A 25,321-nucleotide genomic window follows, 5' to 3' on the forward strand; every position below is an offset into this window, starting at 1 on the left:
GAGGCATTTGAGTCAATCGTGTTTTTGCGAACCCGAGAAAAATGCGGCTCAGTGGGCACAATCGTCCAGTAAGCACGGCTTTCACCTGCTGCGATGCAGCAATTTGAGTTGCGCGAGGCAGGGCGGCAAAGTCTCTTGATTTATTGGAACGTTCCACTTAATAGGCGCTGGGAAGGAGAAAGCCATGGACATCACCTTGCCCGGGGAAGGCGGCGGCCGCATCCTCTACCGGCTTATCGGCCAGCCGGTGCAGCCTGTGGCCGGCGCGCGGTTCTCGCGTATCGCCTACGCCGCGGCCCACGTCGTCGCCGATCCTTTCGCCATGACCAATCCATGGTCGAGGCCGGCGGTCGACTGGGACAAGACGATGGCGTTTCGCCATCACCTCTGGCGGCTCGGCTTCCGTGTCGCCGAAGCGATGGATACCGCGCAGCGCGGCATGGGCTTCGACTGGGTAAATGCCAGGGAATTGATCCGCCGCTCGATCGCCGAGGCGCGGAGCGTCGAGGGCGCCGCTCTCGCGTCAGGCGCAGGCACCGACCATCTGACGGCGGGGGCGGCGAGCACGCTCGACGATGTCATCGCGGCCTACGAGGAGCAGTTCGGGTTCATCGAAGGGCTTGGCGGCAAGGTGATCATGATGGCCAGCCGCCCGCTTGCGGCGATCGCCAAAGGCCCCGACGATTATGCCAGCGTCTACGACCGCATCCTGTCCCAGGCATCCGGCAAGGTCATCCTGCACTGGCTGGGCGACATGTTCGACCCGGCGCTGAAAGGCTATTGGGGCAGCAGCGATTTCGAAACTGCGCTCGAGACGGTGATCGCGATCATCGAACGTCACGCCGGCACCGTCGAGGGCATAAAGATATCGATGCTCGATGCCGGCAAGGAGATCGCGCTCAGGGACCGGCTGCCCGAGGGCGTGGTGATGTTCACCGGCGACGACTTCAATTACCCCGAGCTGATCGCCGGCGACGGCGACAGACATTCGCACGCGCTGCTCGGCATTTTCGATGCGATCGCGCCGGTCGCCAATGCAGCGCTGGCAAAGCTGGCCGACGGCGACCGCGCCGGCTATGACACGCTGATGGCGCCGACAGTGCCGCTGTCGCGCAAAATCTTCGAGGCGCCGACCGAATATTACAAGGCCGGCATCGTCTTCATGGCATGGCTGAACGGCCACCAGGAGCATTTTTCGATGATCGGCGGCATGCAATCGGCGCGCGGCATCCGCCACTATTCCGATGTCTTTCGCCTTGCCGACCAGGCAGGGTTGCTGGCCGACCCCGAGCTTGCCATTGCCAGAATGACAAGCCTCTGCGCGGTAGCGGGCGTCTGATCGCGAGCGCTACAGCGTCCGATCCAAAGGTTGCTTCGCGTGGCTTTGCGATTTGCCTTGTCTGGGCAAATCTGTATGCGGTATGCGTCCGGCAACAGAGAAGCCGATCCGGCGCTCCGCCGGCCAACTGGCATAGCTGCCGTTCTGCATTGGGGTAAGCTGATGACCTTCGACCTTCAGGGCAAGCGTGTTTTCGTGGCCGGACATCGCGGCATGGTCGGCTCGGCCATCCTGCGCCGATTGGCCGACGAGGATTGCGAGATCCTGACCGCCTCGCGCGCCGAGCTCGATCTTCTCGACCAGGCCGGCGTGCGGCGCTGGATGGCCGACTGCAAGCCGGATGCAGTGGTGATGGCGGCGGCCAAGGTTGGCGGTATCCTGGCCAACAACAGGCTTCCGGTGGATTTTCTGCAGGACAATCTCGTCATGCAGAACAATGTCATCGACAGCGCCTTCCGCAACGAGGTGCAGAAGCTGCTGTTTCTCGGTTCATCCTGCATCTATCCCAAATTCGCGGCGCAGCCGATCTCCGAGGACGCCTTGCTGACCGGGCCGCTCGAGCCCACCAACGAATGGTATGCGATCGCCAAGATCGCCGGGCTGAAACTGTGCCAGGCCTATCGGCGCCAGCACGGCGTCGACTACATCTCGGCGATGCCGACCAATCTCTACGGTCCGGGCGACAATTTCGACCTCAATTCCAGCCATGTCGTGCCCGCTCTGATGCGCAAGGCGCACGAGGCCAAGCGCGCCGGCCGCAAGAGCCTGGAGGTGTGGGGATCAGGCACGCCGATGCGTGAATTCCTGCATGTCGACGACGCCGCCGACGCGCTGGTCTGGTTGCTGAAGAATTATTCGGGCGACAGCCACATCAATGTCGGCTCGGGGGAAGACATCACCATTGCCGACCTTGCCCGCACCATCGTGTCGGTTGCCGGCGCCGATGCCGCAATAACATTCGATGCGACGAAGCCGGACGGCACGCCGCGCAAGCTGATGGACGTGTCGCGCCTGTTCGCCACCGGCTGGCGCCCGCGCTACTCGCTGCGCAGCGGATTGGAACAGACCTATGCGTGGTTTCTCCAGCACGTCGAGACCGGTGATCTCCGCCTCGGCGCGGCCTGAGGCTGGAATAGGCGAGCTCGGCATCAGGATCGGATGAGGCCGGGAACGCCAGCGGATGAAAATACCGACGGCCAATTGAGGGATTGTCTGGATGGTGGGCGTGACAGGGATTGAACCTGTGACCCCTGCAATGTCAATGCAGTGCTCTCCCGCTGAGCTACACGCCCATCCGAAGCCGCGCATACACCATTTTTGGTTCGGCACGTCAATAGCGGGAAAGGGGAAAGAATGGCTGGTCTGTTTCTGTGTTTGACGCAATTCCGGACGGAAAACCGCTTCACACTTTTCCTGGAATTGCTCTCGTCGGTCAAGACGCGACAAAAAGCGCGTCAGGCGGCCTGCAGCATCTTTTCGACCTCGTTGACGAGGTCGCGCAGGTGGAACGGCTTCGATAGCACCTTGGCGTCTTTCGGCGCCTTGGAGTCAGGGTTCAGCGCGACGGCGGCGAAGCCGGTGATGAACATCACCTTGAGGTCAGGATCGATCTCGGTGGCGCGACGGGCGAGCTCGATGCCATCCATCTCGGGCATGACGATGTCGGTCAAAAGCAGCGAAAAAGGCTCCTCGCGCAGCCGCTCATAGGCACTGGCGCCATTGTCGAAATCGCTGACCTGATAACCGGCGCGCTCCAGCGCCTTGACGAGGAACCGGCGCATGTCGTCGTCGTCTTCCGCCAGCAGAATGCGTGCCATCTTGTCCCGTCCGAATCACCCAACCGACAATGCCGTGCGGCAAGCCCGTTAACCATGCTGTATATGAGGAGGTGACGGTAAACATCAAGTGAACGTTGGGCGCACAATCCTGATTTGGCTGGCGCTTCGGCGGCTGGACATGCGAGCGGCGAGGTGGCACCTTCCTATCATGATGCATTGGTATTCCCGGGTTCGTTCAAATTGAAAACGGCAGCCGAGGATTTTTCGGTCGTTCCACCCTTCGAAATCCGATCGGGCGCCGAACAGCGCGTTCCCTTCCTCTTCAACTCGCCGCATAGCGGCCGCTACTATCCGGACCGGTTCATGGCGATGGCCAAGCTGGACCGCAACGCGATCCGTCGCTCCGAGGACTGCTATGTCGAGGAATTGTTCGGCGGTGCCGTCGCGCTAGGGGCGCCGATGCTGGCGGCAAACTTCCCGCGTGCCTATCTCGACGTCAACCGGGAGCCGTGGGAACTCGACCCGCGCATGTTCGCCGAACCGGTGCCGTCATTCTGCAACATCCGCTCAGCGCGGGTGGCCGGCGGACTCGGCACCGTGCCCAAACTTGTAGGCGAGGGGCTCGACATCTATTCCGGCCGCTTGCCGCTGGCGGAGGCCGTGGCGCGCATCGAAGCGGTCTACAAGCCCTATCACGAGACGCTGAAACGGCTCTTGACCAGAACCCATGCGCGCTTCGGCTATGCTGTGCTGATTGACTGCCACTCGATGCCGGCAAGCATAAGGGTCGGCGACAGCGGATTGCGGCCGGATTTCATCGTCGGCGACCGTTTCGGCATCTCGGCCGCGGCGGCGTTGACCGAGACCGCGATCGGCCTGCTCACCGGCATGGGCTACAGCGTCGCCCACAACAAGCCCTATGCCGGAGGCTTCATCACGGAGCACTATGGCCGCCCAGTGCGCCATCTGCATGCGCTGCAGATCGAGGTCAATCGGGGGCTCTACATGAATGAGCGGACGTTCCAGAGATCATCTGGTTTCGACGCCCTGGCGGACGATCTGGCGCGGTTTTCAGCCGAACTGATGGCGATGCCCGATAACAATTTCATGGATCTGCCTCTGGCCGCAGAATAGCGCAGGAATCGCGGCACTCGCCGCTCATGCGGCGGCATAAAAAAAGACCGCATCGTTTGCACGACACGGTCGAAGTCTAGGGAGGAAACGCCCAAGGAGGGCATGGACAGGAACCCTGTCCGAGAACAAACGTATTGTGCGCTGCACAAATGTCAAGGCGCGTTCCGGGTTTTTTAATTCACTGTGAAGTGGAAATTGCATTTCCACGATGATTGCGTTGCATTCGAGCAACAGTTAGCGTCCAGCGAAAGGCTCCGAACGCCCTTGTTTCGGCATAAAACCGTGGGCTAACGGGCATCTCAAACATGCTGGAGCGGGAGAATCAGTTGGACGTCAGCATCGAGTTCATGCGGCGCGTTGCGCATGCCGCCGCAGCCGAGACCTTGCCGCGCTTCCGCAATCAGGGCGCGGTCACCAACAAGGAGCGCGGCAGCTTCGACCCCGTCACCGAGGCCGACCGCGAGGCCGAGCGGGCCATCCGCGCGCTGATCAACGCGCAATACCCCGATCACGGCATCCTCGGCGAGGAGCATGGCAGCGAAAACATCTCCAGCCGGCATGTCTGGGTGATCGATCCGATCGATGGAACGCGCGCCTTCATTTCCGGCCTGCCGGTGTGGGGAACACTGGTCGGGCTGACGGTCGACGGCGATGCCGTCGCCGGCATGATGTCGCAGCCCTTCACCGGCGAGCTGTTCTACGCCAATGCCTCCGGCTCGCATTATGAAGGTCCCGGTGGCCCGCGAAAACTCGCGACGCGCAAGACGACGAATCTCGCCGAGGCGACGCTGTTCACCACCACGCCGGCGCTGTTCAAGGGAGACGCGCGCCTGCGCTACGACCTGTTCGAGCAACAGGTCCAACTCGCCCGTTACGGCACCGACTGCTATGCCTTCGCCATGGTGGCGGCGGGCAGCGTCGATATCGTTGCCGATCCCGGATTGAAACCCTATGACATCGTCGCGCTGATCCCGATCATCGAGAAGGCAGGCGGCGTTGTCACCACCTTCGAAGGCGGACCGGCGGAAAACGGCGGCGACATCCTGGCGGCGGCGACACCGGAACTGCACGCGGCGGCGATGGCGGCGCTGCGCGGCTAGGCATCCGGTGCACCCACGCGTCTGGTTTTGCGCAAAATCCGACGGAAACCGCGGTACGGTTCCAAAGTGCGTCGCGTTTGAACGGGGCGCGCTCGCATCTTTTGTATGTCGTTATCGCACGACCGCTGCGAACTTTCGCGCGACATGCATTAGCTATCGGCAGGCCAAGCGTCCGAGAGACGCAGGCCCCACAAAATGAGCACGAAAGAGATGAGGCCGGTCGGCGCGGACGAATACGCCACACCTTTGATCACTGCTTCCTGAAGGGCGCTTCCGTGGAAGGCTCCGGACGCTAACGGCATAGTCTCGTTGCCGGCCGCCCAGGCGCTGGCGATCACGTAGGCGGCCAGGATCGCCAAAGCCGAATAGATCAGCAGCCAGAATGCAATCCGCGACGTCGCCGCGCCGAGATTGAGCCTAGACCATGTGAGGCCTAGCGCCAGCAAGAGAACGCCCTCCAGGGCGCTGAGCGTGTGCGCGGACAGTCCGAGCCGCGGTGCGGCGAGATACGGTCTTGCAAACCCTTCGAATGACGAAAACAGCAGCAGTGCGACGCCAATCTGCAGTAGCCGATGCCCCTGACATGACAGCGTATTCGATGCGTTCATGGTCGTTTTTCTCCCGGCGAATGGCCTCCAACCTCTTTGGCAGCAAGCTAGCGCTCGATGCCTGAACGGGAATAAGGGGGGCACGCTGCGCCGGACAAGCGACCCGTGCGGGCCTTGTCGGCGGGCGCCGGCGAAGCGGTCAAACAGCGTCGCCGGTTCCGGGGATGAAGGCATCGAATGCCGCAAGCAACTGCTCGCGATAGAGGTCGGCTTCCTGGAGGATCTCATGGCGGGCGCCGTCGATCATCACCAGCGAGCCGACGCGCAGACGTCTCGCATAGGCTTCGACTGCCCTGGTCGAGACGACTTGGTCGGCGCCGGCGGCGATCATCAGCAAGGGCACCTGGATCTTGGCCATGAAATCCGGGTCGCTGACGATCAAGGATGCCTCCGTGGCCGCCTTCAGCCAGCGGATCGTCGGTCCGCCGAGCGCCAGTTGCGGATAGGTTTCGTAGATCAGCGTATTGCGCCGATAGCGCGCCGGGTCGCTGGTCAGCTTGTTCATGGCGAAGGGCACCGATTCCTTCGGCCGCGGCCCCCATGCGGCATAGAGCCGGCCGAGGCCGAGAAGGCAGAACAGCGAACAGATGCGGCGAACGGTTTTTACCGAAACCGGCAGGTCGGGCACCGTGAAGAACGGTGCGATCAGCACCATGCGGCGCACGCGGTTCGCCATCGAGGGCGCGGCGAGCAGCGCAATCACCGCGCCAGCCGAATGGGCCAGTATGTAGTAGGGTCCTCGGCAATCGGGCAGCACGATCTCTTCGAAGAACTGCTCCAGATCACCGGTATAGTCGAAGAAGCTCTGGACGTGGCCGCGCTGTCGGTCGCCGATCATCCGGTCGGAAGCGCCCTGGCCACGCCAGTCGAGGGTTGCCACGCCAAAGCCCCGGTCGGCAAGGTTGCGAATGGTCTCGAAATACTTCTCGATGCACTCGTTGCGGCCGGTCAGGACGACCACGGTGCCCTTCATGGGGCGGGCAATCGCGGCAAACAGCCCATAGCGGATCTTCTTGCCGTCGCGCGTGGTGAAGAAGCCACCGGCTGCGTTTTCCGGCAGCGGATTGCCCGGAGTTTCGTGGAAGACGGGGGTCTGGTGGAAAAGATCGGTCATACGGTGTTTGGCTGGTGTCGGTGCCGACGGGCGCAAGTCAGGCATAAACGCCCATGCGCCAAAAGCAAAGCAATTCGGGACGCGGGGGAGGTCGACCGAGGTAGTAAACGAGCAAGGCCGGAAGCAGCCTTGGGCGTACTTCCGGCCTCTGTCGACCCGGGAGGAAGGGACGTTGCACCCGGTTCGGCCTCGTCGTGTCGCCTTTTTCGCGACCTGTTCGTCATCTCGAGAACAGTTTTAATGCCGCCTGGCTGAACGCTCGCCGAAGCCACCGTTCATCTGCCGTTCATCGGCATCGGGACGTCGGCCGAGACCGGTCCCGTTTGGACGCGGGAAAATCTTGAAATGCCGTTGTCCGCTTCCCAAATTTGTCATGCGGTCGCCAATGTCGGGGCCGCTGGCCCATCCGGAACGCTGTTACGGGTTTCGCACCGGCCATACGCAACCTTGTTGCTCAACAGGAGAACACATCATGCGTCACGTTGATTTTTCCCCGCTCTACCGTTCGACCGTCGGTTTCGACCGGCTGTTCACCATGCTCGATTCGCTTGCGCAGCCGGAAGGTCAGACGTATCCGCCTTACAACATCGAGCGCACGGGCGAGGATGCCTATCGCATCTCGATGGCTGTGGCCGGCTTCTCGGAAGATGAGATTTCGATCGAAGCTCACCGCAATGTGCTGACCGTCAAGGGTGAGCGCAAGGAGGAAGGCAGTGGCGAAGGCTCCGAACTGCTCTATCGCGGTATCGCCAGCCGAGCCTTCGAGCGCCGCTTCCAGCTTGCCGATCACGTCGAGGTTGTCGGCGCCGCGCTGAAGAACGGGCTGCTCTCCGTCGACCTCAAGCGCAACATCCCCGAAGAGCTGAAGCCGCGCAAGATCGCGATCACCTCGGCTCCGGCCAAGGCCAAGCAGATCGAGGCCAAGACTGCCGCCTAAGCCAGGCAGCTAAGTTCTCTGGGGACGCCAACTTCCCGGGAAGAAAGGGCGGTGCAGCAATGCGCCGCTCTTTTTGCTGGCTTGCTATCCGGCGAGCAGGTAGCCGAAACGGTCGACCTCGTCGGGCGTGGTCGCGAAGCTGGTGACGAAGCGATAGAGCGCTTCGTCCTCGCCGATGTGGCCATCGTAGCCGAGCGGCCTGTGCCAGTCATGGAAGGCCGCGCCTGCCGCTTGCATGTTTTCGGCCTCGGCCTTTTTCATGACCGCGAAGACCTCGTTCGCCTGCGGCAGCCAGGCCAGCCGGGCGGAAGGGGAATCTTCTATCGCCGCGGCAAGCCGTGCCGCCATGGCATTGGCGTGCCGTGCCGTATCGAGCCATAGCCCACCCCTGAAATAAGCATCGAATTGCGCGGCGATGAAGCGCGATTTCGAGAACAGCTGGGCCGCGCGCTTGCGCAAAAAGGCCAATTCCTTGGCTCGCTCGAGGTCGAACAGCACGATCGCCTCGGCGCACCAACAGCCATTCTTGGTGCCGCCGAAGGAGAGGATGTCGACACCGTGCTTCCAGGTCATTTCGGCCGGCGTCGTTTCCAGCGCGACGAGCGCATTGGCAAAGCGGGCCCCGTCCATGTGCAGCGGCAGTCCGTGCTGCTTTGCGATCGCCGAAATCCTGGCGATTTCGTTCAGCGTGTAGACGGTACCGACCTCGGTCGACTGAGTGATCGAAACGGCAACCGGCCGCCCGGAATGGACGTTTTCCGGTGCGAAACGGTCCACCGCCCGCTCCAGATTGCCGGCATCGATCTTGCCGAGTGCGCCTTCGACTGTATAAAGCCGCGAACCGCCGGTGAAATATTCCGGTGCACCGCATTCGTCCTCGATGATGTGCGATTCGCGATGGCAGAAGGAAATGCCGCCTGGCTTGTTATAGGTAGTCAGCGACAGCGAATTGGCAGCGGTGCCGGTGGCGACGAAAAACACCGCGACTTCGCATTCGAAGATTTCATTGAAGCGCTGGTAAACTGCCTTGTCGAGGACGCCGTCGCCATAGGCGGTGGAGAAGCCGTCGGCATGGGCCGAGAGGCCGGCAGCGATACGGGGATGGGCGCCTGCCCAATTGTCGGAAGCGAAAATCATGCGTCTGCCTATGCTGGGGAAATCGGGGCGAGCTTGGCCGCTTTCGCATGCCGGCCGCAAGGGGCAGATACCGAAAATCCGCTAAAGCCAGTGAGCGTACATGCAGCGACGAAAGGTTACGCTGATACCGGGTTCCGCGCAATTTTCTGTCGCGAAAGCTTCAAGAATTTTGTGAATCGGTCTTGTGTGCATCCAAAATTTCTGTCATAAAAATTTAGGACAGTAGTGCTGTCTTATTTTGTCGCACAAAACTGGCCGCATTGGCATATGATTGCGCCTCTGCGGCCATTGCCGCGAGCGACAGCTAGACAGCCTGGCTCCGGCCTGTACGAATACCATATGCGAACGATGCGGAAAGCCGCACCGTCGGCAAGAATTTCGCAAGACGTGCCGCAAGATTGAAAGGGGAGCCACGCGCTTCCCGACGGAAACCAGCGCCCGAAGGGGACGGAACGGAGGACAGGACGATGACGGACATGACGCCATCTGCGACGAAGGCCGCGCAGACGAAAGCGGCAGCCGTCAAAAATCCGTCCCCGACCAATATACGGCGAACCAACACCGGCTATACCGCGCACGGCCTCTATGATCCGCGCAACGAGCATGATGCATGCGGCGTCGGCTTCATCGTCAACATGAAGGGCGTGAAGTCGCATCAGATCGTCGAGGACGGCCTTGCCGTGCTCGAAAACCTGACGCATCGCGGCGCGGTCGGCGCCGATCCGCTGATGGGCGACGGCGCCGGCGTGCTGGTGCAACTGCCGGACCGCTTCTTCCGTGAGGAGATGGCCAAGCAAGGGGTCGAACTGCCGAAGCCCGGCCACTATGCCGTCGGCCAGGTGTTCATGCCGCGCGACCCGGAGCTGCAGGCGCATATCGAAGGCATCATCGCCGAGGTGGCGCAACTCGAGGGCCAGCCGCTGCTCGGCTTTCGCGACGTGCCGGTCGACAATTCGTCGCTGTCCAAGGCGCCCGACATCGCCGCTTCCGAGCCGGTGCACCGGCAGGTGTTCCTGGGCCGCGGCGCCGAGATCGAGAACGACGACGATTACGAGCGGCGGCTCTACATCCTGCGCAAGGTCATTTCCGGACGTATCCACGAGGAGACCAAAGGCGTCGACAACGGCTTCTATGTCGTCTCGATGTCGTCGCGGACCATCGTCTACAAGGGCATGTTCCTGGCCTATCAGGTCGGAGCCTACTACAAGGACCTCACCGACCCGCGTTTCGAGACGGCGCTGATCCTGGTCCACCAGCGCTTCTCGACCAACACGTTCCCGTCGTGGAAGCTGGCGCATCCCTACCGAATGGTCGCCCACAATGGCGAGATCAACACGCTGCGCGGCAACGTCAACTGGATGGCGGCGCGCCAAGCTTCGGTCGATTCCGAACTGTTCGGCAACGACATCTCGAAACTGTGGCCGATCTCCTACGAAGGGCAGTCGGACACCGCCTGCTTCGACAATGCGCTCGAATTCCTGACGCAGGGCGGCTATTCGCTCGCCCACGCCATGATGATGCTGATCCCGGAAGCCTGGGCCGGCAACAAGCTGATGGGTCAGGACCGCAAGGCCTTCTACGAATATCACGCAGCCCTGATGGAGCCGTGGGACGGGCCGGCGGCGGTTGCCTTCACCGACGGCCGCCAGATCGGTGCCACGCTCGACCGCAACGGGCTGCGGCCGGCGCGCTACATCGTCACCGACGACGACCGCGTCATCATGGCCTCGGAAGCCGGCGTGCTGCCGGTGCCGGAGGAAAGGATCGTCAAGAAGTGGCGGCTGCAGCCCGGCCGCATGCTGCTGATCGACCTGGACAAGGGCCGCATCGTTTCCGACGAGGAGATCAAGTCGGAGATCGCGACCAGGCACCCCTACAAGAGCTGGCTCGCCAATACCCAGCTCATCCTCGAAGATTTGAAGCCGGTCGAGCCGCGCGCCCTGCGCAGGGACGTCAGCCTGCTCGACCGCCAGCAGGCGTTCGGCTACACCCAGGAAGACACCAAGCTGCTGATGTCGCCGATGGCGACCACCGGCCAGGAAGCAGTCGGCTCGATGGGCACCGACACGCCGATTTCGGCGATGTCGGACAGATCGAAGCTGCTCTACACCTATTTCAAGCAGAATTTCGCCCAGGTCACCAACCCGCCGATCGACCCGATCCGCGAGGAACTGGTGATGAGCCTGGTGTCCTTCATCGGGCCGCGGCCCAACATCTTCGACCTGGTCGGCAATTCGCGCCGCAAGCGGCTCGAAGTGCGCCAGCCAATCCTGACCAATGGCGATCTCGAAAAGATCCGCTCCATCGGTCACACCGAGGACCGTTTCGACACCAAGACGATCGACATCACCTATGCTTCGAATGAAGGCGCGGCCGGCATGCAGGGCGCTATAGACCGGCTATGCGAGCGCGCCGAGGCGGCGGTCGCCGGCGGCTACAACATCATCATACTGTCGGACCGTCAGCTCGGCCCGGACCGCATCGCCATTCCGGCGCTGCTGGCAACGGCGGCCGTGCATCATCATTTGATCCGCAAGGGATTGCGCACCTCGGTCGGGCTCGTCGTGGAATCCGGCGAGCCGCGCGAGGTGCATCATTTCTGCTGTCTCGCCGGCTACGGCGCCGAGGCGATCAACCCCTATCTCGCTTTCGACACGCTGCTCGACATGCACAAGCGTGGCGAATTGCCAGCGGAGGTCGATGCCTACGAGGTCGTCTCCCGCTACATCAAGTCGATCGGCAAGGGCATCCTGAAGGTGATGTCCAAGATGGGCATCTCGACTTATCAGTCCTATTGCGGCGCGCAGATCTTCGATGCCATCGGGCTGAAGTCGGAGTTCGTGCACAAGTACTTCACCGGTACGGCGACGCTGATCGAAGGCGTCGGGCTGGACGAGATCGCCGCCGAAACGGTCAGCCGCCACACCGACGGCTTCGGCAACGACCCGGTGCTGCGCAACAGCCTCGAGGTCGGCGGCGAATACATGTTCCGCATGCGCGGCGAGGCCCATATCTGGTCGCCCGACGCAGTGGCGACCTTGCAGCACGCTGTGCGCCAGGGCTCGTGGGAGACGTTCAAGGACTATTCCGCCCAGATCGACAGCGAGACGGCGCAGGCGCAGACCATTCGCGGCATGTTCAAGATCAAGCTTGCGCAAGAGACCGGGCGCAAGAAGGTCGAACTCGACGAGGTGATGCCGGCGGCCGAAATCGTCAAGCGCTTCTCGACCGGGGCGATGTCCTTCGGCTCGATCTCCAGGGAAGCGCATACGACGCTGGCGCGCGCCATGAACGCCATCGGCGGCAAGTCGAATACCGGCGAGGGCGGCGAAGAGGCCGACCGCTATCTGCCACTGCCGGGCGGCGGCAAGAACCCCGAACGCTCGGCGATCAAGCAGGTCGCTTCGGGACGCTTTGGCGTCACTGCCGAATATCTGGTCAATTCCGACATGATGCAGATCAAGGTCGCGCAAGGGGCAAAGCCCGGCGAGGGCGGCCAGCTGCCGGGCCACAAGGTCGACGCAACCATAGCCAAGGTCAGGCATTCGACGCCGGGCGTCGGCCTGATCTCGCCGCCGCCGCATCATGACATCTATTCGATCGAGGATCTGGCGCAGCTCATCTACGACCTGAAGAACGTCAATCCGGCGGCCGACGTATCGGTCAAGCTGGTCTCGGAAGTCGGCGTCGGCACGGTTGCGGCCGGCGTCGCCAAGGCGCGTGCCGACCACATCACCATATCAGGCTATGACGGCGGCACCGGCGCTTCGCCGCTGACCTCGCTCAAGCATGCCGGCAGCCCGTGGGAGATGGGCCTTGCCGAGACGCACCAGACGCTGGTGCTCAACGGCCTCAGGTCGCGCGTCGCGCTGCAGGTCGATGGCGGCCTGCGCACAGGGCGTGACGTCATCATCGGCGCGCTGCTCGGCGCCGACGAGTTCGGCTTCTCGACCGCGCCACTGATCGCGGCCGGCTGCATCATGATGCGCAAGTGCCATCTCAACACCTGCCCGGTCGGCGTCGCGACGCAGGACCCGGTGCTGCGCAAGCGCTTCAAGGGCACGCCCGAGCACGTCATCAACTTCTTCTTCTATGTGGCGGAAGAGGTGCGGGCGCTGCTTGCCGAGATGGGCTACACCCATCTCGACCAGATCATCGGCGACACCGACCTTCTGGAAAAGCGCGAGCTGATCCAGCACTGGAAGGCGCGCGGACTCGACTTCAGCAAGATGTTCTACAAGCCCGATGCGCCACACGCGGCGGTGCACTGGACCGAGCGGCAGAAGCATCCGATCGACGACGTGCTCGACCGCAAGCTGATAGAACTGGCAAAGCCGGCGCTCGAAGCCAGGCAGCCGGTCAGCATCGAACTGCCGATCCGCAACGTCGACCGTTCGACGGGCGCCATGCTGTCGGGTGAAGTGGCAAAGCGCTTCAAGCACAAGGGCCTGCGCGAGGACACGATCTCGGTGAAGCTCACCGGCACGGCCGGCCAATCCTTTGGCGCCTTTCTGGCGCGTGGGATTTCGTTCGAACTGGTGGGCGCTGCCAATGACTATGTCGGTAAGGGTCTGTCGGGCGGCCGCATCGTCATCCGCCCGCCGGAGAACACGAAAATCGTTGCTGCCGAGTCCATTATTGTCGGCAACACCGTGCTCTACGGCGCAACCGAGGGCGAGGCCTATTTCTGCGGCGTTGCCGGCGAGCGTTTTGCTGTGCGCAATTCGGGTGTCGCCGCGGTCGTTGAAGGCGTCGGCGACCACGGTTGCGAATACATGACTGGTGGTATCGTCGTCGTCATCGGCCAGACCGGCCGCAACTTCGCCGCCGGCATGTCGGGCGGCGTCGCCTATGTGCTCGATGAGGCGGGCGATTTCGCCGAACGCTGCAACATGGCGATGGTCGAGTTGGAGCCGGTTCCGGAAGAGGACGACCTGATGGAGAAGCTGCTCCACCACGGCGGCGATCTCGACCATAAGGGCCGTGTCGACGTATCGGGCGATATGACCAGCCACGACGAGGAGCGGCTCTACCAGCTGATCTCCAACCACGTCCACTACACGGGCTCGGTACGAGGTCGCGAAATCCTCGACGATTGGGCGACTTTCCGGCCGAAATTCCGGAAGATCATGCCGGTCGAATACCGCCGCGCGCTGATCGAGATGGAGCGGATGCGCATGAACGTGGCGGCGGAATAGATTTGGAAATTGCCGGGGGCCCATGCGTCCTGGCAACCATCTTCATCAACAATCCTGACCTCGGACTGAAGGTTGCCACGGCTGCCTTATGAGGTTAACGGGTGCGTCGCCAGGCGTACCTTCCGGACAGCAGGGACTGGACTATGGGCAAGGTAACAGGGTTTCTCGAGATCGACCGGCAGGTGCACAAGTACCAGCCGGCTTCCGACCGCATCCGGCATTTCCGTGAGTTCACGCTGCCGATGTCGGACAAGGAGGTCGAGAAACAGGCCGCGCGCTGCATGGATTGCGGCATTCCGTATTGCCATGGACCGACCGGCTGCCCGATCCACAACCAGATCCCGGACTGGAACGACCTCGTCTACAATGGCGACTGGGAAAACGCGATCCGCAACCTGCATTCGACCAACAATTTTCCGGAATTTACCGGCCGCATCTGCCCCGCACCTTGCGAGGAAGCCTGCACGCTGAACCTCGAGGATATTCCGGTCGCCATCAAGACGATCGAGCAGGCGATTGCCGACAAAGCCTATGAAACCGGCCATATTCGGCCCTATCCGCCGGAACGGAAGACCGGCAAGCGCGTCGCGATCATAGGCTCGGGGCCGGCGGGAATGGCGGCTGCCCAGCAACTCGGCCGCGCCGGCCATGACGTTCACGTCTATGAGCGCGAGAGCCGGCCGGGCGGGCTGATGCGCTACGGTATCCCCGACTTCAAGATCGAGAAGCATTATATCGACCGGCGCATCGAGCAGATGCAGGGCGAAGGTGTCAGCTTCCAGTGTGGCGTCAATGTCGGCGTCGATAAGCCGGTCGCCGAACTGCTCGCCGAATATGACGCGGTCCTCTATTGCGGCGGTTCCGAAACACCGCGTCCGGCCAACATCCCTGGCGACGATCTCGACGGCGTGCACGACGCGATGCCGTATCTGGTTCAGCAGAACAAGCGTATCGGCGGCGAGCCGATCCAGTCGGTGGCATGGCCGTCGCGCCCGATCGTCGCCGGCGGCCAGCACGTCGTCGTCGTCGGCGGCGGCGACACTGCCTCCGACTGCGTCGGTACCGCCTTCCGCCAAGGCGCGGTGCGCGTCACCCAGCTCGACATCCGGCCGCAGCCGCCGGAAAAGGAGGACAAGCTGTCGGTGTGGCCCTACTGGGCGACCAAGATGCGCACGTCATCCTCGCAGGCCGAAGGCGCCGAGCGCGAATTCCAGGTGGCGACGCTTGAATTCATCGGCGAAGACGGCCAGCTGACCGGGGTAAAATGCTGCGAAGTCGACGAAAAGCGCAAGCCGATCGCGGGCACGGAATTCGTCATCCGCGCAGATCTCGCGTTCATCGCCATCGGCTTTGCCGGGCCAGCCGCTCGCGGGCCGGTCTCGGAACTCGACGGGCAGATGAAGATCGTCACCGACAGCCGCCGCTCGAAGAATGTCGAGGCCAATGACCGGGACTACAGGACCAGCGTCGAAAAGCTCTATGCGGCGGGCGACGTGCGGCGCGGCCAGTCGCTGGTCGTCTGGGCGATCCGCGAGGGCCGCCAGGCGGCGCGTGCAATCGACGAGGCGCTGATGGGATCGAGCGTGCTGCCGCGCTGAGCCCGTTCCGAAATTCTACAGAAAGAGGCGCCAGCTTTACTGCCGGATCGCCGTCGTCGTATCGGATGCGGCCGCCGTCGCAGGCTGTGTCTTGGGTGGCCAGGAGAAATCGTCGGCGCGTCCCGGTGAGGCGTCGGGCGCCTTGCCCTCGACGATCAGCCTTTCGCCCGGCAAATTCTTGTCAGCTTTTGCCGGCGGGGCGGCGCCGAGAAGTTCCGAACCGCCGTCCAGCGCCGGATCGCTGAGCAGCATCGGCACGGTGCGATCGACAGCTATCGGCGCGGCAGCAGGTGCCGGCGCCTCGACGGGAGCGCCGGCCGGGGCAGAAGCCGTCACCACGCTTCCCGGCGCGGCCAGCCCCAGGATCTTCATCAGCGGCTTTTCGGTATAGAAGGCGAGCTTGCGCTTGCCGGCCTTCGACATGTTGATGCCGTCGTCGGAGCGCAGGCGCACCGATTGGCCGTTGATGTCCGGTCCGCTGGTGATGAAGGCGCCGTTCTCGTCGACAAACCCGTCCCAGACGTCGACGAATTCGCCGCCGTGGCTTTCGGCGGACGAGCGGAAGATATCGTTGAAGGCCAGCATGTCGGAAGTCATTTTCGAGACCCGGAAGGCCGGCATGCCAACCCACAAATACGGCACCTTGGTTGCGGCGATGGCCTTGCCGAACGCATCGGTCCGGCGCTCGTATTCCTTGGTCCAGTTCTCGGATCGCGGCTGCTCGCGCACATCGCCGACGCGCATCTGCTGCCGGTCGTTGGATCCGAGCATGACGACGACGGCTGCCGGTTTTTCGGCAGCGATCAGCGACTTGACCTGTTCTGGCCAGTTGTAGACATCGTCACGCACGAAGCCGGACGATCCGTTGGCACGGACGACGATCCTGACGCCGGTGTTTTCGGCAAAGGCGGCGTCGAGCCCCTCAGCCAGCCCAGACGCCATGAAATCGCCGACCACCAGAACGACGCGTGCATCCGGCGCCTTCTCGGCCACTGGGGTTGTCGGCTCGGCCGGCGGCGGCCGGCGAACTGACCGGGGCTTTCTCAGCTTGGGCCTGGGCTTTGTTCTCTGGAATTCTCTCTGGAATTCGGGCGGCGGCTGCTCAAACCGCTCGCTTCTGCGCGGAAACAACAGGTCGCGCAGCGACCAGCCACGACTTTCCGGCTCCTGCGCCATGGCCGAGGTATGAAAGGCACTGGCGGCGCCGACGGCCAGAACGGCGATCGCCAGAACCAGAATCGGCACGCGACGAACGATTAACCGGATGCGCGCAGCCGAAACCAATCACCCTCTCCATCCCGTAACCGGCTCTAGTTCTGCCTGAGCCATTTGAGCACTTCCTTGCTCGGATACCCGTCCTGGGTCAAGCCGGCCTTTGCCTGGAAGGCCATGATGGCGGTTTTCGATCCGTCACCGATCTTGCCGTCGAACTTGCCGTCGTAAAAGCCGTGCTCGGAAAGTCGCTTCTGAAGCTCCTGCCTTTCCTCAAAGGAGAGCTTGGTAAACGGTCGCTTCCAGTCCTGCACAAGCCCGCCATAGCCGGCGATTTCGTCGGCAAGAAGGCCCACGGCGAGCGCATATTTGTCGGCATTGTTGTAACGCTTGATGACCGAGAAATTCGTGATCATCAGGAAAGCCGGCCCGCCGCGGCCGCCGGGCAGTTTCAACGTCGCCTTGTCGGCACCGTTCTTGAACGGCTTGCCGTTGGCACGGGTGACGCCCAGCGCCTGCCATTGCGACAGCGACTTCGAGCCTCCGGGCAGCTTCTTGCCGTCCGGAAGGCTGACTTCATAGCCCCAGGTCTTGCCTGCCTGCCAGCCGTTCTTCCGCAGCAAATTGGCGGCTGTCGCCAGTGCGTCGGGAATCGAATTCCAGATGTCGCGCTTGCCGTTGCCGTCCATATCGACCGCATAGGACAGGTAGCTGGTAGGGATGAACTGGGTATGGCCCATCGCGCCGGCCCATGAGCCGCTGAGATGGCTTTCGTCGATGTCGCCGGTCTGCAGGATCTTCAGCGCCGCGATCAGCTGGGTGCGGGCAAATTTCGCTCGCTTGGGGTCGGCATAACCAAGCGTCGCCAGCGAGCGCACGACATTGCGCATGATATCATCGCGCTTGAGGGTTTCGCCGTAGTTCGATTCCATCGACCAGATGGCCAGCAGGATGTAGCGGTCGACGCCGTATCTTGCCTCGATCCTGTCCAGCCAAGGCTTCCATTTCCTTGCCATTTGCTGGCCGACGGCGACCGACTGGTCATGGACGCGGTTGTCGAAATAATCCCAGGCGGGTGCGGTGAATTCGGGCTGAGTACGAGCCTTTTCCAGCACTACCGGGTCAGCATCGTTGATGCCCTTGAATGCCTGGTCGTAGACGGAGCCGGAAACGCCGCTCGCCACGGCGGTAGCACGGAAGCTGGCGACCCATTGGCGGAAGCCGGCATCGGCAAAAGCCGGCCCGCTGGGCATGAGCAAAGCAAGCGAGAGGCTGGCGGCCGTCAGGACGCTGGTGAAGCGCCTTGCGGCGTTGCGAACGGACATCTTTTCCTCCTTCTTCATCTCAGGAAGACTATTCATCGCCGAACCCGGTTAGCATTTGGTTTACCATAGGTGCCGTGCGGGGTGAAAAGATGCGTCAATGCTTTACCAGCTGAGATTTATGACCCGCCGTTCAGTAATCCTCGATTTCGGCATGAAAATGTCTCGAATCGGGATTGCCGAACAGGCATGCAAATGGATAATTGGCACATGAAGAGAGTTCGCAAGGCAGTGTTCCCGGTTGCCGGTCTCGGCACGCGCTTTCTCCCTGCTACCAAGGCCATTCCCAAGGAAATGCTGACGGTCGTCGACAGGCCGGTCATCCAGTATGTGGTCGATGAGGCGCGCGATGCCGGGATCGAGCATTTCATCTTCGTGACCGGCCGCAACAAGGCGGTCATCGAGGATCACTTCGATGTCCAGTTCGAGCTCTACGACACGCTTGCGCAGCGCGGCAAGGACGACCAGCTCGCCCGCCTGCAGCGGCTGCAGCCGGCGCCGGGGCAGACCAGCTTCACCCGCCAGCAGGTACCACTCGGCCTTGGTCACGCCGTCTGGTGCGCGCGCGAGCTTGTCGGCGACGAGCCCTTTGCGCTGCTGTTACCCGACATGATCATGCAGTCGGAAAAAAGCTGCATGAAGGATATGGTCGAGCTTTACGCCGAGACCGGCAACAACATCGTCGCCGTGCAGGAATGCGATCCGGCCGAGGCGCACAAATACGGCATTGTCGGCCGCGGCGATGACGCGCATCACGGTTTCCGCATCACCGGCATGGTGGAAAAGCCGAAGACCGGAACGGCGCCGTCGAACCTCTACATCAACGGACGCTACATCCTGCAGCCTGAGATATTCAAGATACTCGAAGGCCAGGAAAAAGGCGCCGGCAACGAGATACAGCTCACCGATGCAATGCTGAAACTGCAGAAACAACAGCCCTTCTACGGCTATCATTATCGCGGGCGCACGTTCGACTGCGGCTCGCCCGAAGGCTTCGTCGAGGCCAACGTTGCCTTCGCGCTGTGGCGCAGCGACATGAATGGAAGCATGGCCGGTGTCATTCGCACACTTCTCGACGAACTCGCGCCGTCAGAGCGCCGCGGCCTAGCCTTATAGTGTCAGCGCCGGTTGCCGCGCTGGTCGGCGAAAGCGCGCCGCGTTCGACAGGCCTCATGCGACGCACCTAGGTTCTTGTTTTTATGCAAGTCGTTATCGCAAAACCGCTGCACACTTTTGCGCGATATGCATTTAGCGCTGCAACTTCAAGCCAACGAAGATACTGTTGGCCGTGTAGTCGCGCCCAACCAGGTTGCTGGTCAGTTTTTCAGTCCTGGCGCGGGTGGTGAGCCCGGTGTAGCGGTTCAGCCACCACGTCAGCCCAGCCTCGGCGCTCAGCGTCAAATCATGATCGTCGGAGCCGGTATAGTCGCGCCATTCAAGGCCGAGCGCGGCATTTCCGGTCAGGTTGGCGCGGATCTGCCGCTCGCCCGTGAGGCTGCCGGAATAGAGCATGGAGCCGCTTTCGCCCGCATTCGTCGTGTTCTCGGCGGTCGTCTGTGCGGTGAGCCCGATCGTGGTGCCGCGTTCCGGCGACCATTTGAGATCGGCATTGACCGTCGCGCCCGAAATCGCCGGCAGGGCGTCGTCGTCGATAGCTTCGCGCAGCCAGCCGACCGAGAACTCGCCGGTAAGCTTCTCGCGGAGATCGAGCTCGACGCCGGCCCGTGCGCCAAGCCTGGTCGAGGAGCGCTGGAAGCCGTTTGGATCGACGCGCAAATCATAAGCGCGCCGGCCGATCTCGATTTCGGTGAACGGCGTGATGGCAGGCGAGATCTCGTAACCGGTGCGCAAAATGGCCGTGTAGAGCGTCGAGTCGCGGCCCTTCTGCGACAGCGATCCGCCCGACGAAAGCTTGGCGTCGCCAAAGACGTCGTGCTCGACCGCGCCGGTCAGCGCGAAGCGCATCTTGCCGGCATCCTTCTCGACGGCGAGACTGCCGTTCACTGTCTGGCGCACCGGCTGGCCAACGGCGCCGACGACTGCGTCCGGCGCCGAGGCCGATTCGGGCACGGCCTCATAGCCCAGCTTGGCGATGGCGCGCAGATCATTGTCGAGATCGATGTTGAGTGTGCCGTCGACGCGGCCTTGCGCCTCGTGAATGTCATAGCCGGACAAGGTTTCGCGGAAGATGCCATAGCCCTCAACCGTCGCCGAATTCTCCCGCCAATCGGAGACGGCGTTGAAGCGCAGCGTCGTTTCCGACAGCAGGGCCGGCTTGCCGAGGCTGCTCGAATCGGCGTTTGTCGAAGACGTCAGGCCTTGCTCGAGCGTCGGCCGGATCACGAACGAGCCGAGCTTGATGCCGGTGGCGGCGAACGGGTCGTCCTCGTTCTTTTTGTTCTGGCCTTCGATGGCCTCGGTGCGCTCGGCGCCGGGGTCGAGCCTGAGCCTTTCGGCGGAATCGATGGTCACCGCACGGCGGTTGGCCGTATCCTGCTCGTCTATGGCGGCGGTATCGGTGTCATTGGTCGTCGCTGCAGTCGCGGTTCTCTTGCTCGTATGGCTGTCCGCGGTCTCGGCTTCGGCGTTGGCCGCGTTGGCGGCGCGCGTTGCGCTTGGCCGCCGTCGCGGCGGAGCAGGGTTGTCGGGAAATGGGTCGCCGCTGGCCGCCGGCGGATCGAAAGTGCCGCCGGTCGCGGCCGCTTCGCCCGTGCCGTCGTCAGGCAACGCCCCCTGGCTGGCCGGACGATAGGTAGGCAGCGGCGTATTGTCGTTGGGGGTTGCAGCCGCCTGGGCGGCTTGGGTTCCAGCCATGCTCGTTTGCCTGATCTTGTACTGCTGGTCGTCCAGGATTGTCGATTCCGAAACCTCGCCGCGCAGCTCGGCTTCCTGGGCGCAAAGCAGTGTCGGACGCGACAACGCAAAGACGGTGGTTGCCAGCAGCAATGCGCGAACCGCCTTGCCCTTTCGTCCCATTTTGTTTTGAGGCTGAAACCCGGACATCGGCACCACTGCTTGCGCGGCGCACGCGCGCCATACTTACGAAACCGTAAATGGGGATGGTTAACGGAGCGTTGAGGGATGGCCCGCCAGGGTGTTCGGGGCGGCAATTCCGTTGGACAGGCGCGCGCCGAAGCGCTAATCGCATCGTCCATGGACGTGAAATCCCCAGACAGGAAGCGGCACGACGGGCAGGCCGCGATTGCTTCGGCGCTGAGAACGGTAGCGACAGAGCAGGCCGGCGTCGCGGCATTGGCCGACGCGCTCGAAAACGGGCTGGCCGAGCCGTTCGCACGGGCCGTCGACATGGTGTCGCGGATCGATGGCCGCGTCATCGTCACCGGGGTCGGCAAAAGCGGCCATATCGGCTCGAAGATTGCCGCAACGCTCGCCTCGACCGGCACGCCGGCCTTCTTCGTTCACCCTGCCGAAGCCAATCACGGCGACCTCGGCATGATCGCCAGGAACGACGCCATCATCGCGCTGTCGTGGTCGGGGGAAAGCCTCGAGCTCAAGGGCATCATCGCCTATTCGAGGCGCTTCTCGATCCCGCTGGTCGCGGTCACCGCCGGCGAAAAATCGGCGCTGGCGCGTGCGGCCGACGTGGTGCTTCTGTTGCCGCGAGCACCGGAAGCCTGCCCGCACGGCCTTGCGCCGACGACCTCGACGCTGCTGCAAATGGTGATGGGCGATGCGCTGGCCATCGCGCTGCTCGAAGCACGCGGCTTCACCCCGGACCATTTCCGCACGTTCCATCCCGGCGGCCAGCTCGGAGCCAACCTGACTCAGATCCGCGAGATCATGCATGTCGGTGACAGGCTGCCGCTGGTGTCGTCCGGCACCGGCATGCGCGAGGCAATCCTCGAATTGTCGCGCAAGGGGTTTGGCTGCGTGGCGGTGACTGCGGCGGACGGCAAGCTGATCGGCATCATCACCGATGGCGACATCAGGCGCCATATCGGCAGCGATCTCTTGGCCATGAGCGTCGATCAGGTGATGACCAGAGAGCCAAAAATGGCCGCGCCCGACACGCTGGTGGCGACGGCGCTGCAGACGATCAACGACTCGGCTATTACCAGCCTGATGGTGGTCGAAGGCAGGCGGCCGATCGGGCTCGTCCATCTGCACGACCTGCTGCGTATCGGTGCTGCCTAGTCTGGCGAGTTTTCTAGACCGCCTCGACCGTCAGTTCCAGATCGGTATCAGCGGCACCCGTCACGCGCACCTGCGTGCCGGCCGGGAGGTCGGGGCCGGAGACACGCCACAACGTGTCGCCCAGCTTGATGCGGCCGCGCCCGTCCTTGATCGGCTCGGCAAGGGTCGCCGTCCGGCCGACCATCTGTGCGCCGCGGCGGTTGAGCAGAGGCTGGTCGGTCTCATCGTGGCGTCCGCCCACCAGCCGCTTGCCGACATAAGCCGAGACCAGCGACAGCACGAGGAAGGCGACGACCTGGACCTGCCAGGTCCAGAAACCGGCGTCCCAGATGAGCAGCGAGACGACGCCGATCAACAGCGCGGCAATGCCGATCCACAGCATGAAAATGCCGGGCGCGATGACCTCCATCACCAGCAGGATGAGGCCGAGGACCATCCAGCTCCACGGGCCGAGTTCGGAAACAATGCGGTCGAACATGGCCTCAGGTCTCGCTGGGACGAACCACGGGCGGGCGGGCCTGTCGTGCTGGACCGGCGGTGCCTTCGCCCTTGAAAACTTCCCTGGCGATTTCGCCAATGCCGCCAAGCGTGCCGATCAGTGAGGAAGCCTCTATCGGCATCAGCACGAGTTTACTGTTTGTCGCGGAGCCGATCCTGGTCAGCGCTTCCGTGTATTTCAGCGCGACGAAGTAGTTGAGCGCCTGCACGTCACCCTTGGAAATCGCCTCCGACACCACCTGCGTGGCGCGTGCTTCAGCCTCGGCCGATCGCTCGCGCGCCTCGGCGTCGCGGAAGGCGGCTTCCTTGCGCCCCTCGGCCTCCAGAATCTGCGACTGCTTGAGGCCCTCGGCGGCGAGGATCTGGGCGCGCTTATTGCGCTCGGCCATCATCTGGCGGCCCATCGATTCGACGAGATTGGCCGGCGGATTGATGTCCTTGATCTCGACACGGGTGATCTTGATGCCCCAGGGATGCGCGGCCTCGTCGACGACGCGCAACAGGCGCTCGTTGATGGCGTCGCGGTTCGACAACAGCTCGTCGAGGTCCATCGAGCCCATGACGGTGCGGATGTTGGTCATCGTCAAATTGAGGATAGCGTTCTGCAGGCCGGCGACCTGGTAGGCGGCCTGCGCCGCGTTGAGCACCTGATAGAAGGCGACGCCGTCGACGGCAACGGTGGCGTTGTCGCGCGTGATGATCTCCTGCGTCGGGACGTCGAGCACCTGCTCCATCATGTTCATCTTGGCGCCGATACGGTCGACGAAGGGCACGATGAGGTTGAGGCCCGGGCTCAATGTCTTGGTGTAACGGCCGAAGCGTTCGACGGTATAGTTATAGCCTTGCGGAATTGTCCGGATGCCTTTGAAAAGCACCAGCACGACAAGGGCGACAAGAACAAGAAGCGCGATATCGAAACCACTGAAACCCATTTGGCTCTCCCCTCAAAGGCCGGCCATGCCGGACAGTTCCACGCGGCCGGCTTGATCAAACAGTTAAGTGTGTTTCAGCAACGTTACAATCAGGTGATCATGGATTGCCGGTGAATAGACGGGTGATCTGTTCAGGCCCAGCCGGACAGCTCGCGCCGCACCATTGCCTCGATCACCGCCATGCCCTCGGTACTGTCGTTGAGGCAAGGGATGTGTGCGAACTTTTCACCGCCGGCATGGTGGAAGGTCTCGGCCGCTTCCCTGCCGATCTCGTCCAGCGTCTCGATGCAGTCGACGGAAAAGCCGGGGTTGACGATGGCGATCGATTTCACGCCTTCGCGCCCTAGTCTCTCGACCGTCTTGTCGGTGTAGGGCTGCAGCCATTCCTGCGCGCCGAAGCGCGACTGAAAGGTGGTGATCAGCTTGTTTTCATCCCAGCCGAGCTTTTCGCGCAGCAGCCGCGTCGTCTCGAGGCAATGGGCTTGGTAGGGGTCGCCCTTATCGGAATAGGGTTTCGGAATGCCGTGATAGGAAGCGATGACAATTTCCGGTTCGAAGTCGAGGCTCGCCAGATGCTTTTCGATCGAACGGGCGAGCGCCTCGATATAGGCCGGCTCATTGTAATAGGGCGGCACGCTGCGAATGGCCGGGGCGCGGCGCATCTTCATCAGCGCGCGAAACAGCTGGTCGTTGGCAGTCGCAGTCGTCGTCGCCGAATATTGCGGATAGAGCGGGAAAGACAGGATGCGATCGCAGCCTTGCTCGACCAGTCTCTCGGCCACGCTCGCGGTCGAAGGGTTGCCGTAGCGCATCGCCCAGTCGACAACGACATTGGGGAGGTCGCCGAGCGCGAGCCCGAGCTTCTCGGCCTGGGCGCGGGTGTAGGTGCGCAGCGGCGACTCGTTGCGCTCCCGGTTCCATATCCTGGCATAGTTGGCGCCCGACTTCCTCGGCCGGGTGGTGAGGACCAGGCCATAGAGGATCGGATACCAGATCGCCTTGTTTAGCTCGATGACGCGTGGATCGGACAGGAACTCCCGGAGGTAGCGCCACATCGGCTTGAAGCCGGTGCCGTCGGGGGTGCCGAGATTGATCAGCATGACACCGACCTTGCCGGTCCTGACCGGAGGGCGCCCTGCCGACGGGGAGGCGGCGGTCTTCTCGGCTTTGATTTCAGCAGGGTTGGCAAGCGTCATGAGGTTCTCCAACACCGCGAACCAACGGTGCCGCGGCGAAAGTAGCGATGCCGCGCCGGTTTT

At 62.8% G+C, this 25,321-nt stretch carries 19 protein-coding genes and 1 tRNA gene; 9 read left to right on the forward strand and 11 right to left on the reverse strand.

Annotated features, from left to right (window positions below; genetic code table 11):
- Positions 1-184: 184 nt before the first annotated feature.
- Both NKI79_RS03695 and fcl read left to right on the forward strand, forming a co-directional pair.
- Entirely contained in the window at positions 185-1,339 is a 1,155-nt protein-coding gene (locus tag NKI79_RS03695; RefSeq protein WP_352478197.1) for a dihydrodipicolinate synthase family protein, read from the forward strand.
- Positions 1,340-1,501: 162 nt separating this feature from the next.
- Positions 1,502-2,464, forward strand: a complete 963-nt coding sequence (gene fcl, locus NKI79_RS03700; protein WP_352799930.1) for a GDP-L-fucose synthase — start codon at positions 1,502-1,504, stop codon at positions 2,462-2,464.
- A 92-nt stretch (positions 2,465-2,556) separates the two neighbouring features.
- Here fcl and NKI79_RS03705 read toward each other — a convergent pair.
- Both NKI79_RS03705 and cpdR read right to left on the reverse strand, forming a co-directional pair.
- A tRNA-Val gene (locus tag NKI79_RS03705) sits at positions 2,557-2,631 on the reverse strand.
- Between the two features lie 162 nt (positions 2,632-2,793).
- Entirely contained in the window at positions 2,794-3,156 is a 363-nt protein-coding gene (cpdR, locus tag NKI79_RS03710; RefSeq protein WP_006199474.1) for a cell cycle two-component system response regulator CpdR, read from the reverse strand.
- Positions 3,157-3,309: 153 nt separating this feature from the next.
- Between cpdR and NKI79_RS03715 the strand changes: the two genes are divergently transcribed.
- A complete protein-coding gene (locus NKI79_RS03715) occupies positions 3,310-4,251 on the forward strand; it encodes an N-formylglutamate amidohydrolase (protein WP_352799933.1) in 942 nt (313 codons plus the stop codon).
- A 326-nt stretch (positions 4,252-4,577) separates the two neighbouring features.
- Complete coding sequence (gene hisN, locus NKI79_RS03720; protein WP_254816916.1) at positions 4,578-5,351, forward strand: histidinol-phosphatase; 774 nt, start codon at positions 4,578-4,580, stop codon at positions 5,349-5,351.
- 149 nt (positions 5,352-5,500) lie between these two features.
- Here the strand turns inward: hisN and NKI79_RS03725 are convergent, their stop codons facing one another.
- Positions 5,501-5,959 carry a styrene oxide isomerase gene (locus NKI79_RS03725; protein ID WP_352799935.1) on the reverse strand — a complete coding sequence of 153 codons (459 nt, stop codon included), beginning with the start codon at positions 5,957-5,959 and terminating at the stop codon, positions 5,501-5,503.
- 139 nt (positions 5,960-6,098) lie between these two features.
- Positions 6,099-7,073: an alpha/beta fold hydrolase gene (locus NKI79_RS03730; protein ID WP_352799938.1), complete on the reverse strand. Its 975-nt coding sequence runs from the start codon at positions 7,071-7,073 to the stop codon at positions 6,099-6,101.
- A gap of 472 nt (positions 7,074-7,545) precedes the next feature.
- On the opposite strand from NKI79_RS03730, the gene NKI79_RS03735 reads away from it, so the two are divergent.
- A complete protein-coding gene (locus NKI79_RS03735; protein WP_352799941.1) occupies positions 7,546-8,010 on the forward strand; it encodes an Hsp20 family protein in 465 nt (154 codons plus the stop codon).
- A gap of 84 nt (positions 8,011-8,094) precedes the next feature.
- Here the strand turns inward: NKI79_RS03735 and NKI79_RS03740 are convergent, their stop codons facing one another.
- Complete coding sequence (locus NKI79_RS03740; protein WP_352799944.1) at positions 8,095-9,147, reverse strand: threonine aldolase family protein; 1,053 nt, start codon at positions 9,145-9,147, stop codon at positions 8,095-8,097.
- A 467-nt stretch (positions 9,148-9,614) separates the two neighbouring features.
- Here NKI79_RS03740 and gltB point away from each other — a divergent pair, with 467 nt between their 5' ends.
- Positions 9,615-14,345 (forward strand): glutamate synthase large subunit, encoded by a 4,731-nt coding sequence (gene gltB / locus NKI79_RS03745; RefSeq protein WP_352799947.1) that lies wholly within the window; start codon positions 9,615-9,617, stop codon positions 14,343-14,345.
- A 143-nt stretch (positions 14,346-14,488) separates the two neighbouring features.
- A complete protein-coding gene (locus NKI79_RS03750; protein ID WP_352799950.1) occupies positions 14,489-15,943 on the forward strand; it encodes a glutamate synthase subunit beta in 1,455 nt (484 codons plus the stop codon).
- A 36-nt stretch (positions 15,944-15,979) separates the two neighbouring features.
- Here NKI79_RS03750 and NKI79_RS03755 read toward each other — a convergent pair whose 3' ends face one another.
- Both NKI79_RS03755 and NKI79_RS03760 read right to left on the reverse strand, forming a co-directional pair.
- Entirely contained in the window at positions 15,980-17,227 is a 1,248-nt protein-coding gene (locus tag NKI79_RS03755) for an SGNH/GDSL hydrolase family protein (protein ID WP_352688030.1), read from the reverse strand.
- A gap of 26 nt (positions 17,228-17,253) precedes the next feature.
- Complete coding sequence (locus tag NKI79_RS03760; RefSeq protein WP_254816924.1) at positions 17,254-18,480, reverse strand: lytic murein transglycosylase; 1,227 nt, start codon at positions 18,478-18,480, stop codon at positions 17,254-17,256.
- 207 nt (positions 18,481-18,687) lie between these two features.
- Here NKI79_RS03760 and galU point away from each other — a divergent pair, with 207 nt between their 5' ends.
- Positions 18,688-19,593 carry a UTP--glucose-1-phosphate uridylyltransferase GalU gene (galU, locus tag NKI79_RS03765; protein WP_352736997.1) on the forward strand — a complete coding sequence of 302 codons (906 nt, stop codon included), beginning with the start codon at positions 18,688-18,690 and terminating at the stop codon, positions 19,591-19,593.
- 132 nt (positions 19,594-19,725) lie between these two features.
- Here galU and NKI79_RS03770 read toward each other — a convergent pair whose 3' ends face one another.
- Complete coding sequence (locus NKI79_RS03770; protein WP_352799953.1) at positions 19,726-21,480, reverse strand: outer membrane beta-barrel protein; 1,755 nt, start codon at positions 21,478-21,480, stop codon at positions 19,726-19,728.
- A gap of 150 nt (positions 21,481-21,630) precedes the next feature.
- Between NKI79_RS03770 and NKI79_RS03775 the strand changes: the two genes are divergently transcribed.
- Positions 21,631-22,632, forward strand: a complete 1,002-nt coding sequence (locus NKI79_RS03775; protein WP_352647736.1) for a KpsF/GutQ family sugar-phosphate isomerase — start codon at positions 21,631-21,633, stop codon at positions 22,630-22,632.
- Positions 22,633-22,645: 13 nt separating this feature from the next.
- Here the strand turns inward: NKI79_RS03775 and NKI79_RS03780 are convergent, their stop codons facing one another.
- From NKI79_RS03780 to hemH, 3 genes are all read right to left on the reverse strand, one after another.
- Positions 22,646-23,110: an NfeD family protein gene (locus NKI79_RS03780; RefSeq protein ID WP_254816927.1), complete on the reverse strand. Its 465-nt coding sequence runs from the start codon at positions 23,108-23,110 to the stop codon at positions 22,646-22,648.
- Positions 23,111-23,114: 4 nt separating this feature from the next.
- Positions 23,115-24,062: an SPFH domain-containing protein gene (locus tag NKI79_RS03785; RefSeq protein ID WP_352688032.1), complete on the reverse strand. Its 948-nt coding sequence runs from the start codon at positions 24,060-24,062 to the stop codon at positions 23,115-23,117.
- Positions 24,063-24,193: 131 nt separating this feature from the next.
- Positions 24,194-25,258 carry a ferrochelatase gene (hemH, locus tag NKI79_RS03790; RefSeq protein ID WP_352799957.1) on the reverse strand — a complete coding sequence of 355 codons (1,065 nt, stop codon included), beginning with the start codon at positions 25,256-25,258 and terminating at the stop codon, positions 24,194-24,196.
- Positions 25,259-25,321 lie beyond the last annotated feature (63 nt).

It is taken from the genome of Mesorhizobium sp. M0340 (assembly GCF_040321535.1).
Taxonomy (GTDB): Bacteria; Pseudomonadota; Alphaproteobacteria; order Rhizobiales; family Rhizobiaceae; genus Mesorhizobium.